14 protein-coding genes and 1 riboswitch are annotated in these 14,218 nt (G+C 41.9%); all 14 genes read right to left on the bottom strand.

Features of this window, described 5'->3' with window-relative positions; translation table 11 throughout:
• Positions 1–178: 178 nt before the first annotated feature.
• Positions 179–769 (bottom strand): GNAT family N-acetyltransferase, encoded by a 591-nt coding sequence (locus AC1XUO_RS16715; protein ID WP_483330913.1) that lies wholly within the window; start codon positions 767–769, stop codon positions 179–181.
• A 131-nt stretch (positions 770–900) separates the two neighbouring features.
• Positions 901–1,299 (bottom strand): nuclear transport factor 2 family protein, encoded by a 399-nt coding sequence (locus AC1XUO_RS16710; RefSeq protein WP_483330912.1) that lies wholly within the window; start codon positions 1,297–1,299, stop codon positions 901–903.
• 48 nt (positions 1,300–1,347) lie between these two features.
• Entirely contained in the window at positions 1,348–1,749 is a 402-nt protein-coding gene (locus AC1XUO_RS16705) for a hypothetical protein (protein WP_483330911.1), read from the bottom strand.
• Between the two features lie 151 nt (positions 1,750–1,900).
• Positions 1,901–2,908, bottom strand: coding sequence for a nicotinate-nucleotide--dimethylbenzimidazole phosphoribosyltransferase (gene cobT, locus AC1XUO_RS16700; RefSeq protein ID WP_483330910.1), 1,008 nt, complete (start codon positions 2,906–2,908; stop codon positions 1,901–1,903).
• Between the two features lie 123 nt (positions 2,909–3,031).
• Positions 3,032–3,538 carry a bifunctional adenosylcobinamide kinase/adenosylcobinamide-phosphate guanylyltransferase gene (locus AC1XUO_RS16695; RefSeq protein ID WP_483330909.1) on the bottom strand — a complete coding sequence of 169 codons (507 nt, stop codon included), beginning with the start codon at positions 3,536–3,538 and terminating at the stop codon, positions 3,032–3,034.
• Entirely contained in the window at positions 3,535–4,119 is a 585-nt protein-coding gene (locus AC1XUO_RS16690) for a cob(I)yrinic acid a,c-diamide adenosyltransferase (protein WP_483330908.1), read from the bottom strand. Before AC1XUO_RS16690 ends, AC1XUO_RS16695 begins: the two co-directional genes overlap by 4 nt.
• A 17-nt stretch (positions 4,120–4,136) precedes the next feature.
• On the bottom strand, positions 4,137–5,171 hold the full coding sequence (locus tag AC1XUO_RS16685; RefSeq protein WP_483330907.1) for an ABC transporter ATP-binding protein: 1,035 nt from the start codon (positions 5,169–5,171) through the stop codon (positions 4,137–4,139).
• Positions 5,168–6,232, bottom strand: coding sequence for a FecCD family ABC transporter permease (locus AC1XUO_RS16680; protein ID WP_483330906.1), 1,065 nt, complete (start codon positions 6,230–6,232; stop codon positions 5,168–5,170). Before AC1XUO_RS16680 ends, AC1XUO_RS16685 begins: the two co-directional genes overlap by 4 nt.
• A gap of 63 nt (positions 6,233–6,295) precedes the next feature.
• On the bottom strand, positions 6,296–7,537 hold the full coding sequence (locus AC1XUO_RS16675) for an ABC transporter substrate-binding protein (protein WP_483330905.1): 1,242 nt from the start codon (positions 7,535–7,537) through the stop codon (positions 6,296–6,298).
• 30 nt (positions 7,538–7,567) lie between these two features.
• A riboswitch (cobalamin riboswitch) is annotated at positions 7,568–7,854 on the bottom strand.
• Between the two features lie 40 nt (positions 7,855–7,894).
• Entirely contained in the window at positions 7,895–8,452 is a 558-nt protein-coding gene (locus AC1XUO_RS16670) for an AAA family ATPase (RefSeq protein WP_483330904.1), read from the bottom strand.
• A gap of 9 nt (positions 8,453–8,461) precedes the next feature.
• On the bottom strand, positions 8,462–9,409 hold the full coding sequence (gene cbiB / locus AC1XUO_RS16665) for an adenosylcobinamide-phosphate synthase CbiB (RefSeq protein WP_483330903.1): 948 nt from the start codon (positions 9,407–9,409) through the stop codon (positions 8,462–8,464).
• Positions 9,394–10,410 carry a pyridoxal phosphate-dependent aminotransferase gene (locus AC1XUO_RS16660; RefSeq protein ID WP_483330902.1) on the bottom strand — a complete coding sequence of 339 codons (1,017 nt, stop codon included), beginning with the start codon at positions 10,408–10,410 and terminating at the stop codon, positions 9,394–9,396. The genes cbiB and AC1XUO_RS16660 overlap by 16 nt, the downstream gene beginning before the upstream one ends.
• A gap of 11 nt (positions 10,411–10,421) precedes the next feature.
• Positions 10,422–11,900: a cobyric acid synthase gene (locus AC1XUO_RS16655; protein WP_483330901.1), complete on the bottom strand. Its 1,479-nt coding sequence runs from the start codon at positions 11,898–11,900 to the stop codon at positions 10,422–10,424.
• Positions 11,901–12,135: 235 nt separating this feature from the next.
• A complete protein-coding gene (locus tag AC1XUO_RS16650) occupies positions 12,136–14,079 on the bottom strand; it encodes a magnesium chelatase subunit D family protein (RefSeq protein ID WP_483330900.1) in 1,944 nt (647 codons plus the stop codon).
• Between the last annotated feature and the right edge of the window lie 139 nt (positions 14,080–14,218).

The following is a 14,218-nucleotide window of genomic DNA, read 5'->3' as shown; positions in this document are numbered from 1 at the left end:
TTATTGCGGTGCGCTGCACCTTTGGTTTGTTAACGGGTATTCGTTTTCTACAAATATTCCAGTGCTCCGCACCTTTGGATTATGGGTTGGAACCTCATGTTCTACAAATATTTTGGTGCGCTGCCTCTTTTGTTAACGGTTATTATTTCTACAAATATTACGGTGAGATGCGCCCATTTTAAACAATTTCTTTCGTCCAGAAAATCATTGTTTTAGGAGTCGATATTGTTTCGCCAATATCCGGCCATTCCATGGTTGTTGTCAATTCTGGCACTTTATGGTATCCGCGTTTGATCCAAAATGCATCATTTGGGCGATAATCTGCTGGTTGAACCGGGTGATTTATTCTTTCAACCGAACAAAAACAGGTCGTTTTAAACGTGCCAAAACCGGCTGCATGTTTTTCTCTTTCATCAAAAAAGCGATGTCCCAGACCTAGTCCGCGATATTGAGTGAGCAAAATACTTTCGCCAAAGTAGAAGATCTTTTCAATGTCTGATCCGGCATTTTTAAACGTGGCCTGAACCTCGTTTGTCTCATCGCTTAGAGGAATGCAGGTCGTAGCGCCGACCATTTTTTCGCCATCATAAACAGCGAATAAAAAGGCACGTTCTGATTTTGAATAGATCTTTAAATATTCCTTCTCATAATCCAGTGAGCCTTCATACAGATAAGGGAAATCCCGAAAAACTGTGATACGGAGCTTCGCCAGATCATCAAAAACAGATGCAATGGCGTTGCCTTGTTTGGTTACAAAAGTGAGAGGCATAAGTTCGGGGCTTTCGGCTGTCAGCTATCGGCAGTCAGTTTTTGGCCAGTTTTGAGTTTCTTGATTTACTGGGATATGGTATGGATAAAATATAGTTCTTATCCAAAATCTGACAGCCGAAAGCCGACAGCCTAAGAAACCAGTTTAATCCAATGTTCCAAATTATAATATGTCGTTACCCGACTTATTTTTCCATCCGTAACTTCCAAAAAGGCAGCGGCAGGTATAACGTATTTTTGTCCATAAGCTTCCGGGAAGCCTTCATCAGCCTTTTTATAAATCCCGTTCACGATAAATTCAGCGGAAATTCTCTTGTCGCTTGGTTCTGTGAAAAATACGATATCGGTCAGTGTTTCCTCATACGAATCATCCATCATTTTCATGAATTCCGTAAACTTTTCGATACCAACTCTGGCTTCGCCCTGATTTGGTTCGTGGCGGACTTCCGGATGAAGGAGGGCAAGCATGCCGTCAAAGTTTTTTTCGTTGAATGCGTTGTAATATTGTTTTACGATGTCTAATGCAGCCATTCAGAAAGAAGTTTTAGTAAGAACGTTTTAACAAAGATAGGTTTCGTCTTATGGATTAAAAGGTTTTTTGGTCAAAGAAACCTGTCCGTTTGCGTCTTTTTCATATTTAGCGACACAATTTTGCTGAAACGGCGTATCAAAATTTGGCTCTTCCAATTTGATCGAGGCAGGTGCAGGCTGACCTTCCTGGAAAAAGAAAACTTTGGTATTTCCATATTTGGTATAGGGCATCAGATCACCATATTTCTGCATTTCCTCCCAAGGCTCACCCTGAACCGTAACAGCATAAATCCGCAAAATCGGTCCTGTATTATTTGGATTCCTGTATAACGCAACTTCCTTAAAATTACCTTTCAGATCATTTACGGTAGGCTGAGAGGTGGAATCGTAAATGATATAGCCAATTAAAATGGCAATAACGCCCGCAATAATGTACTTAACTTTCTTCATAATATTTGTAGGTTATACAGAGCGGACGCCGCGCGGAACCACAGAGCTAAAAAGAGGGACACAGAGTTTTTCTTTATCCCAAAATAAAACTCTGTGTAGCTCTTTTTTTTCTCTGTGGTCATCTGTGTAACCTCAGAAATAAGAACAAAATTCATTTATCAGACACCCCCGCGCTTTCGAAGCTGGCCATTTCGTTTAAAAATGCCACTGCACTTTTTAACAAAGGATACGCCACGGCGCAGCCTGTTCCTTCTCCCAGCCGCATATCCAGGTTCAATAACGGTTTTACACTTAATTTTTCAAGCAAAAGTTGATGGCCTTTTTCTTCCGACTGGTGACAGAAAATCGCGAAATCTTTGATAGCAGGATTTAGTTTGAAAGCGCATAAAAAAGCGGCCGAAGCGATAAAGCCATCCACCATCAAAACCATTTTCTCCTCAGCTGCTGCCAGAAATGCGCCGCACATCATCGCAATATCAAAACCGCCGAAAGTTTGTAAAACCTGCATTGGATCCGATAAAACTTCTGCATGATTTGAAATTGCTTTTTGAAGTATGTTGATCTTGTTTTGATATTGATCAGGATTCACGCCGGTCCCTTTTCCAACACAATCTTCAATGGGAATATCAAGTAATTTGCTCATGATCACGGCTGCGGAGGAGGTATTTCCAATACCCATTTCTCCAAAACCAATCACATTACAGCTGGTTTTTAAAATGTTTTTTACAATCTCTTTTCCCTTTTTAATCGCCAGTTGACATTCTTCTTCTGTCATAGCAGATTGATTTAAAAAACTTTTGGTGCCGTGATTAATTTTAGCGTTAATAAGCTTTTCGTTAGGCTCAAAATCATGGTCAACACCGGCATCAACCAGGGCGAGTTCGATATCATTTTGTTTGGTAAAAACATTAATTGCCGCCCCGCCGTTGAGAAAGTTCAAAACCATTTGAAAGGTAACTTCGGAAGGATAAGCACTGACGCCTTCGTTAGCAATTCCATGGCTAGCCGCAAAAACGACGATATGTGGTTTGACTAAACTTGGCGTCAAAGTTTCCTGAATCAGCGCAATTTGTAGAGCCACTGCTTCAAGTCTACCCAGCGCGCCCAGAGGTTTTGTTTTATTATTTATCTTATGCTGTATCTGTTCTCGTAAAGTCATAGTTCTGAATTTTAGGTTACACAGAGAACCACGGAGTTAAAAAGAGATACACAGAGTTGTCTCTTTGTCTCAAAAATAAAAACTCTGTGTTCCTCTTTTGAGCTCTGTGAAACTCTGTGTAACCTAACCTTTTAAATTTAGTGCTAAGCCGGAGACCATGAAGATGGCTTCTTCAGCCTTGCCAGCCACATATTGATTTGCCCATCCCTGCAAATCTGTAAACTTTCTCCCAATCTCCGTTTCTGCATGTACTCCCATTCCAATTTCGTTTGAGATGATGATGAAAGTGCCGGAAAGTTTTGCAATCGCATCGATCTCTTCTTTAAATGCAGTCAGCGATTTATTGATATTGTTGTCAAAAGCGACGAACAAATTCGTTAACCAAAGCGTCACACAATCGATCACAACGACCTGATTTTCAATGGGAAGTTTGTGAATATTTGTTTCCGATTCGTAGGTCGTCCATTCGGGGCCGCGTTCGTTTTTGTGTAATTGAACACGTTCGGCAAAATTGTCGTCCCAGATATGTGCCGTCGCAACATACACCGGAGATTTGCTCAGCTGCAAAGCTTTTTCCTGTGCAAAACGGCTTTTCCCGCTGCGTGCGCCTCCGGTGATGTAGATGATCATTTTTCTTCCGGCGCTTTAAAACGTTTGTATAAAAACAACTGCCATTTCTCCTCCGCAACGCCTGCTTTGTCCATTTCGGCCCTCGCTAATGTGAAGAATAAATCCGATAAGCGGTTGATATAGGCAGGAATCGCCTCGTGAACCGTATCGGTTTTGATCAGCGAAACGAGTCTGCGCTCTCCTCTGCGCATTTGCGTGCGCGCGACATGGCATAAGGCAGAAACTTCATTTCCACCAGGAAGCAAAAAATAGTCAGAAGGAGACGTCATTTCTGATTCCAATGTATCAATCCAGTTTTCGCAAAACTCAGCGCCATCTTCCGGCATTGGATTTTTGTTTTCTTTTTTTGCATCCGAAGGACGGGCAAGATGTGACATCATATCCATCAAATCTTTCTGGATCTTGTGCAGATTTGGCTGCCATGCGTGATCATTTCCCAACTTTACACGAAGTAATCCGATTGTTGAGTTGGCCTCATCCAGCGTTCCTAAACATTCAATCCGGACGTCATCTTTTGAAACGCGGCTTCCACCAAAAAGCCCTGTCGTACCTTTGTCGCCTTTTTTTGTATATATTTTCATTTATAAAAAAATCGATTTTAGATTTTATTTGTTGGTTTAATCTGTTGTAAATCAGTAAGTAATTCGCTGATCGTTAAATATCTTTTAGTTGTTAATCCGTCATTAAACTCCCAGACAGGATTTTCAACATCTTCCGAAATTTTAATTTTATTCGGTAAATCCGGATTATCACTTACCACAATATCCTCCCGTTGCAACGCACGTTTCGTCCAGAAAGCAAGATTATTTTTTCCGGATAAATAAATAGGAGTGGAGGCCGCTTCTTTGTGAATGGTGAACGTGCCGGTATTTCTGTCAAAATGGAAGCCATTTTTGATAAAAGCCGCTTCAAAACTTCCGTTCAAAACCAGATCTTCGGGTACACCGGAAACGAGTTTTCCATCCTGATGCATTAGCCAAAGTTTATCTGCCGCCTGGAGTGCGAGATCCAGCTCATGCGTTGAAAGTAAAATAGCTTTGCTGGTTTGCCGGGCCAGATTATGCAGTAATCGCATCATTTCAACACGGTTAGGCAGGTCCAGATGCGCCGTTGGCTCATCCAGCAAAATCAGTCTGGTATCCTGCGACAATGCCCGGGCCAGCATCACTTTTTGCCGCTCACCGTCGCTCAGTTCATTCATCCGGCGGTTGGCATATTGTTTTGTATCAGTCGCATCCATCGACCAGCTGATTTTTTCTTTATCCAAATCGGATAACGATCCCAGCCAACCTGTATAAGGCGTTCGTCCAAGCGCGACAAGTTCGCTGACCGTGATGTTTCCGGTATCAATACGTTCTGTCAAAACAAGGCTCAGTTTTTGCGCAAGATCAGCAGGTTTTAGATTTGTTAATGATTCATGATCAATCAGAATTTCTCCTGAAAGCATGGGCTGCAAACCAGAAAGCGTTCGCATAAGCGTAGATTTTCCAGCTCCATTTGGGCCTAATAAACATACGAGTTGTCCGGGAAATAAATCCAGATTCAGCGATTCTGAAACGATTCGGGGGAGCCTTTTTCCAGCTTTATAGCCGATGGATAAATTTCTGGCGGTAAGTATCGGCGAATCGTTCATGAGAAAGAAGAACGTAAATTATTTCGACTGACAATCACCCAAATCACAACCGGCGCACCTAATAATGAGGTGACCACATTGATAGGCAAAACGGTCTGCGTTCCCGGCATTTGTGAAATAATATCGCAAACAAGCATCAGCACTGTTCCAACCAGACAGCAACAAGGGATCAAAATCCGGTGATCGGAAGTGCCTAAAAGCGCGCGGGTGATATGCGGAATGGCGATGCCGACAAAACCAATCGGGCCGCAGAAAGCGGTGATACTGCCGGTAAGCAAGCTGGTACTGGCCATGATAATGAAACGGGTTTTTCCAACAGTCAGACCCATGCTTCGCGCATAATTTTCTCCTAGTAACATGGCGTTTAATGCTTTGGAAGAGACAAAGGCGATAAGCAAACCAAGTATGACAACACCGGAAAGTACGTATAAATGATACTGGACAATCCCGCCCAGTGAGCCGAAAGTCCAGAGAATATACTCCTGCAACTGTTCCGGCTGACTAAAATATTGCCAGATACTGATCACGGAAACGGTGATCGTCCCGACCATCACGCCGACGATCAATAATATAACATTGTCTTTAATCCGCCCTGCAATGAGCAAAACCATAGACAAAACCAATGCGGCACCAAGCGAAGCCATGACGACAATCAACCAACTTCCGGAAACGCCCAGTTGACGGATGGCATAAATGCTGGCCGTACTGCCGCTTGTCAACATCACGGCCGCAACGCCCAAACCGGCCCCGGCAGTTATGCCCAATTCTGACGGACCGGCCAGTGGATTTCTAAACAAAGTCTGCATTTGCAAACCGCTGACGGATAATCCGCAGCCTACCAGAATGGCCGTAATCGCTTTTGGTAATCGTATTTTTTCGATAATAAACAACCAGGCAGTCGTATCCGATTCTCCTGAAAAGACAATTCTCACCACTTCTCCGAAAGGTATACTCACCGATCCCAGCATGATATCCAGCATAAAAAATAGCACAGCCAAAACCGACAAACCAATAATGATCAGTCGCCGGAAATTGGAAGAGGATTGAGAAACAAGTTGCATAATCAATGTTTAAATCAGCTGAGATGTTTTAGTAGCAATAGCCGAAAGCTGACCGCCGACAACCTATTTCACCTGCTTATAATAAACCAACTCATGTTCAGGAAGTAATTCCGGATGTAAAATTTTGATCAGATCTGCCAAAACAATCTGCGGATTTACAGCGCCCGATTCCCAATAGTCATTCGAGCCGCGACTGTTTACACGTTTGTTATAACTGTAAATCTGTCCGGTTTTATAGGCTTTGAAATCCGTGTAACGAGAATCCTTCGCCAGGATTTCCTTCTTGTTGTCGTAGTTACTGATTCCCACATTCAGCCAATAGTCAGCAGTCAATGCAATAGGATATACAGCCTCAAAATTAAGCGCTAAACTACCCGTTGCTTTGGTATTATTCCAATGGTAATCAGCGCCTGCGTCCCGGAAAAACTGTGCCATATAACTATTCCCATTCGGAACAAACCATGAATCTTTGGAATTCATACCGGTAATGATGCTCGGTTTTGCTTTCACCTTTTGAGATAAAACCGCAAGACGTTTGTATTCTTCTTCCATTTTGGCAAATTTCTTATTGACAAAATCTTCCCTGTTTAGCAGTGCGGCTAAAAGTTTTACCCATTCAGCACGGCCTAATGGCGTTGTTTCTACCCATTCTGAATTAATCAATACAGGAATTCCTGCTGCGTTCAAAGTGGTATATCTTTCCATTTTTGAAACCGGACTTCCGGTTGTCATCACCAAATCAGGATGCATGGTGATCAGTTTTTCCTCATTCAATCCCTGGTCTTTTCCAACTTCGGCCATTTTGCCAGCCTCAATTTTTTTGATAATTTCAGGATTCGAGACATATTTCAGGTTACCAAGTCCGGTTACGATTTTCTCTTCACCCAAAAGTCCCACCAAACCGACATGCATGGACGACATCGCAACGAGGCTGCGAATGGGGATTTCGATAAATTGACTGTTGGCATAACCCTTCGGCTTTTTGGTGCCGCGCTGCAATAAAACATACCTGGCCGTATCCGTGCTTTTTTCAAAAGGACTTAAAACATTGATTACCTTATAATTGTCGTGATATTCAATCGTGAAGCCCTTAGCATGATGAATCTGGATTTTCTCGGAAAAATAATCTTTCCCGGAAGAAGCCGTTTCTGCGCTTTCGGTCAGGTTTGAAGAGGTGCCGCAGCTTGTAAGAAATAGTAATGTCGCGAAAAACAATGCCACGAAACGGGCAGTTTTACTGAAATGAGAAAGTCGCGCATAGTCATAGCGAACTTCCTGAAAGGAGGTTTTCTGTTTTTGTGTCATTTGTGCTGCAAGCCTTTCTTCCGAAAGCGTTGCGTGTTAAGTGAAAAGGCAGGTCTTCTGACTCGTTCCATTCCCTCTGACGCCTTCCCAGTTTAATTTTGAATGATAGAATGTTGGAGTGAGAGAATGTGTTGCAATTAGCCATTATTCACTCATTCTATCATTCACTCATTCAATCATTGCCCCAGTGGCTTTTGCCATGAATGTTTTTATGAACTTACAGCAGCGGAGACTGTTCCGGACTTTCACCGGTATTCCCTTTTAAAGTAACCTGATTTTTTTAAATCCGGAATACTACCCTGATGGGTGCAAAACTACTAAGATTTGCGTCGTGATTGTGATTTGGCCGGAATAATTCTAGCGGAGTGTCTGAATGGCTTTGTTTTGGGTCAATTTTTCCAAAATGAAATTTACTCTTTTATCGACACTGCAATATGGTAGTTCTATGATTGAATATCCGGCAGACTGATACGTTTCGGTCAGCATCTGATAAATTTCCCTGGCTTCTTCAAAGGTTTGCCAGCGTTCGTCGTCGTTAATGTAAATGGTTTCCCAGGGCGGAGCCATGAAAATATTGGGATGATAAGGATAGTTTTTAATTGCGTTATGGTATTGAGTTTTTACCTCTAAATTTCCAACTTTCAGGTAAGCTACAATATCAGGAATAGCTCTGTCGAAAAACGTAAAACCTGTGACGGATAACGATTTTTTGTATTCGTCAACCATACGCGCCAATGCCAGTTCTGCAAAGGAGGAAAGATTTTTCCATGGTAAATTTTCTGTTTCTAAAATAACCTGTTCCTGAATGAGCTGACGAGAAATTTCGTCAGAACAATTAAAACCCTGAGTTTTTAAGGCATTTAACAGCGTAGTTTTTCCTGATCCCGGACCGCCGGAGATGACAATTGCATTCATAGGGTTAATTCACCAAATATTATTTCCGACGAAAGAAAATGCTATAATGATCATAACAACCATTAAAAAACAACTTTTATGATTGATCGAAATAACGCTTCGGACCTCTTCCGGTTTTATTGTCCGATCATTCTCTCCGATAAAAGGTTTATCAACCCACTTCCCATGATACACATTTGGACCGCCGAAACGACAATCCAGAATTCCTGCCAGGGCAGATTCGGGGTAACCGGAATTTGGACTTTTATGTTTGTTGCCATATTTAAACACAAATTTTAAACCGCGTGAACTGGATGTTACAATAATCATTAATAACGCCGTGATACGTGCCGGAATAAAATTCGCAACATCATCCAGGCGAGCAGCAAACTTTCCAAATTGTTCATACTTATCACTCCGGTAACCAATCATGGAATCCATGGTGTTAATCATTTTATAAACCATCATAGCCGGAACGCCGCCGATCGCGTAGAATAATAAGGGCGCGATGACACCGTCGCTCAGGTTTTCCGACATGGTTTCAAATACGGCTACACGGATTTGCTGTGCGCTTAATTGTGAAGTATCCCGGCCGACGATGCGGGATAATTGTTTTCTGCCTGCTTCCAAACCTTCTTTTTCCAAAACTAAAAATACATTTCGTCCTTCTGTGATCAATGCATTATTCGCTAAACCATACCAGACCCAAATGCTATTGATCGTTATAAAAAGCCAAATGTTGATATGTAAGAGTATTTCGTTTAAAAAATAAAAAAAGATAAATGTGAGCAGACAAAGGCTGATTGCAAGTAACATTCCCTTCAAAAATCGGTATGGATTTTTGTTTAACAATTTGTCGCCAGCAGCAATGGCATTTCCAAAAACACGAATTGGATGAGGCCAGTTATCAGGATCGCCGATAATCAAATCCAGAATATACCCGAAAACCAACGGAGCTATGATCAGTAATTTCTCCATTCGTCGAGGGCTTCGATTAATAAATTATTCTTTTCAGGCGAGAGGGTAGCTACGCGAAAATATTGTTTTGTTAAATCTCTGAAATTACTTGCATCACGAATCAGCAGTCCGTGTTTTTCAATCAAAAACTGTTTCAGTTTTGCTGCATCGTCTTTCAGTGTTTCTACCAGAAAAAAATGTGTTGTACTTTGATAAATTGTCAATGAGGAATTCTGACCAAGTTCTTGGACAAAATTTTCTTTTTCTGATAACAAATCCTGCAAGGGAATTTGAATTTGCTGATAATTTTCAAAAATGAACTTCCCGGCATGCAGCGCCATCGTGTTCACTGTCCATGGTTGTTTTAGATCTTTCAATTTAGAAATTAAAACTTCGGCGGCGACAATATAACCCAGTCGTAATCCCGGAATTGCATAAGCTTTCGTAAGCGAATGCATGATCAGCAGGTTTGGATATTTGCCAATTAAAGGGATGGAGGAATTGATTTGCACTGTGAAATCGATAAAAGCTTCATCAATGACAAAAAGTGTTTCAGGATTTTGCTGAACCCAACTTTCGAGTTGAGTAAATGCAGTTCCACTGGGATTATTAGGATTACAAATGAAAACCAGATCGGTTGACAACACAGGAAATTCCTCGATTTTGGACCATCTCAAAAATGTTAGATCATGCTGATATAATTTACAGGCATCTTCATACTCAGCAAAGGCAGGCGTAATGATCGTTGTTTTTTTACCAGAAAAAGCCTGGGCTATCAGATATATGCTTTCAGTTGTTCCGCTATTGATTAAAATCTGATTTGAGTTTAAGTGATGATGCTCCGCCACCATTTCACATAAACTTTCAGCCATCACTTCCGGGTAACGATTAATCTCTGACCATTGCTCAAAAATATATTCTTTCAAACCCAACGGTTCGCCTCCATACCAGACATTGGTACTGAAATCTGCAATGATTTTTTTGGAGTATCGGTACGAGTCGTCACCGTGGCCTTGTAACATAGATTTTTTATTTATTCCAGACTTTTATAAATCATTTCCATATCCACATGGGCACGGATATGATCTGCCAGCCGGTCGTATTGTAATTCTTTAAATTCCTGATAATTGAAAGTTTCGGCTGATTTATCTGTTGAAAAGTCGGCTAATAAATCTTCAATCACCACCGCATTATCCAGAATTCCATGCAGATAAGTTCCCCAGCAATTTTTGTTTAAGAAATAACCATCAGGTTTCCCGTTCGATAAAATGGTAACCGGCGAATCAAGATCAGCGGTCGTTTCGCCCATATGAATTTCATAGCCGGTACAAACTTCCGGATTTTCACGATATCGAAATTCTTGCTGCAATGTGGTTTTTATTGGTTTTAAAATTGTTTTTACAGGAAGTAAACCAAGTCCGGGCATGGATTCCAGCGAGCCTTCCACCTTATCGGGATCTTCAATCAGTTCGCCCATCATTTGATAACCGCCACAAATTCCAATAACTTTTTTGCCATTTTTATGCGCTTTCACAATTGCTGATGCTGCGCCGTTATTTTTAATCGTTAATAAATCATCAAGCGTATTCTTACTTCCGGGAATGATGATGATATCGGCTTTTGCAATTTCATCTGGTTGCAAAGTATAGAATAAATGTACGCGCGGATCTATTTCCAGCCGGTCGAAATCAGTAAAATTCGATAGTCGTTTTAGTAAAATGACTGCAATATTTATTTTTCCCTCTGTTGTGGTATTGAATTTATTTTGAAGCGAAACGGAGTCTTCTTCTTCGATATGGATGTCTTTGAAATAAGGCAAAACACCGACGACAGGAACGCCGGTTAACTCTTCCAGCATTTTTTTTCCATCTTCAAAAAGTCGAGCGTCGCCGCGAAATTTGTTGACGATAATTCCTTTGAGACATTGCCGCTCTTCCGGTGTCAGTAAAGCAATCGTACCATATACACTTCCAAAAATTCCGCCCCGGTCAATGTCCCCAATGAGATAAGTTGCTGCACCGGCATGAAGTGCCATCCGCAGGTTTGTGATATCTCGTTTTTTTAAGTTTAATTCAGAAATGCTGCCGGCTCCTTCCATAACGATTGGGGCGTAAAGGGCAGAAAGTCTATCGTAAGCTTGTGTCACGGCCTCAAATAATTCTTTCCGGTCGGTGGTTTTGAAATATTCGTATGCCGACTGATTTCCAACAGGTTTTCCATTCAAAATGACCTGGGAAGACTGGTCGTTGGTTGGTTTCAACAAAACCGGATTCATATCGGTATGGCAGGGAATGCCTGCTGCTTCGGCTTGTACAGCCTGGGCTCTTCCCAGCTCCAAACCGTCGGGTGTAACGTAACTGTTCAAAGACATATTCTGTGCTTTGAACGGTGCAGGCTGATAACCATCCTGCTTAAAAATCCTGCAAAATCCTGCACATATGACGCTTTTGCCGACATCGGAAGCAGTGCCGACGAACATGATTGGTTTTGTGAGGATGCGGGAGGTTGACATTGGTTTAGAAAATCTTGTGAATATAATTTTATTGGTAAACTAATAGTTGTCCATTGGGAATCAATCCCAACGGGATGATAGTATTATAGTTATGGGGCGCTTAGAAGCAAAGTGCTAACCCGGAACGGGTGGCAGATTCTTTATCAAATTTCTTGTCGAATCACATGCCACCCGTTCCGGGTTAAATTAGTTCGGTTTGGCTCATAACTATAATACTGTCATCCCTTCGGGATTGCTATTTAATAATACGCCCTGAAATAGTAACTGTGATATTTTCCGAAGAAAGCTCTTCAAGCGATAAACATTCTGCCCCCATCACTTTCGCCATCTCGGCAGCTTTTCCAAAACGAAGGTAATTGTTTTCAGTATCGAGCACCAAAGCAGGTATGTTGTTTTGGAATAACTGCCCGGATATTTGCAAAGTTTGCTGCCAGGCATCACCTCCTCCCGGAAGGGGCACATTTGCTTTTCCATCGCTCAGAATCACCAAAAGCGGTTTCAGATCTTTATCCGGATTTAATTTATTGATTACCTGAATTGCCATTTGCAGCGCATGAGGCAAAGGTGTTCTGCCGCCCGTTGGCAAATTTTGCATGGCTTGTTCCGCCTGTTCAACGCTGTAAGTTGGCTCCAAAAGCAACTGCGCCTCCACACCTCGGAAAGAAATAACACCGACCATATCTCTTCTTTGGTAAGCATCAGTCAACAAACTCAGCACACTTCCTTTAACAGCTTCCATTCGACTACTCGCCGCCATAGATCCCGACGCATCGACAACAAATAGAATTAAATTTCCAGTTTTTCCTTTTCTGATTTTTTGATGCAGATCATTTCGTGTAATCTGAAAATCATCCTGATCACGAATTAGGGCGGCTTGAACTGTTGCCATGACCGAAACATCCGTTGGACATTGATCAGGTATCGCCCTTAATTCAGGCCCACGATTTGTATTAATTGCCTGACTTCTCCGTCCTTCCGGCATTTGGTGGGAAACCGGATTTAAATCAACCTTGAAATTGGGCGCTTCTTTTTGAGGTGCTATGCCAAATACTTGTTCTTGTTTCGAGGAAGTTAAGTCTTGATTATTTGTATCGTCATCATCAGGCAACAGACTCTTAGTCTGTTGGTCTTTCTCTTCTTGCGGTTCTGGTTGATTATCCTGTTGCGGCTGATTTTTTTGCTCCGGTTGTTCCTGCTGCATTAATTCATCCAGCCTGTTATCCCGTTTACTATTTCCTTCAAACGGTTTTTTACGTTGCCTGTGAATGAGTGCCAGCTCAGCAGCCTGACGAACATCATCCGCGGTAACCGTAGTTCGTTTATCCAAAGCTGCTAACGTAATGGCTGTTTTATACATCACAATATCTGCCCGCAGACTTGTCACATTTAATTCTGTACAAAGCTGACTGATCAAAGTCAATAATCCATCCGGTAAAACAACAGATGGTAATAACTGCTGAGCCGTTTTAATTTTATCCTGCAAATTTTTCTGAACGGCAGACCATTGAGCAGAAAAATTTCCCGGGTCATTTTCAAACTGTATTCTCCTGCGTACCACTTCCGTTCTTTCCACTATATCACGCGGGGCTTCCACATCAACCATCAAGCCAAAACGATCCAGAAATTGCGGACGAAGATTTCCTTCTTCCGGATTCATCGTACCGATCAAAGTAAATTTTGCCGGATGACTTTCCGAAAGTCCGTCGCGCTGGATTGTGTTAACACCCATCGCAGCCACGTCTAGCAGAACATCAACTAAATGATCAGCAAGCAGATTTACTTCATCAATATATAAAACCCCGCGGTGTGCAGCTGCCAATAATCCCGGCTGTAATCTTTTCTTTTTTTCTGACAAAATACCTTGCAGATCTAGACTTCCCAGAACGCGGTCTTCGGTTGCGCCAAGGGGAAGATTTACAAAAGGGACTGGAATTTCTTCTATATCAACAGGACATTCACCGCAAACATCCTGCGAATCGTTTTTCTGAAATGTGAATGGAAAGGTTTCATTTTTAGGAATTAACGGCATTATTTCAGCTAATCCTCTCGCAGCAGTGCTCTTTGCCGTACCTTTTTCTCCTCTGATCAATAAACCTCCAATCGACGGGTTTATAGCGCATAACAGCAACGCACGCTTTAATTTTTCCTGTCCAACCAAGGCAGCAAAAGGGTATTTCATAGAGAAGAAAATTAATTTCACATTTCCCATGTCGTTAGGGGAATCGTAAAATTAGGTAAACAAACGCAGAGTTAACGGAGTTTTTGCGCAGTGTTACGCACAGTCAAAGTTAAACTCATTTAACTCTGCGGTCAACTCC

The organism is Dyadobacter sp. HNCC25DJ186 (assembly GCF_056895235.1).
This window is presented reverse-complemented; position numbering and strand designations above follow the sequence as displayed.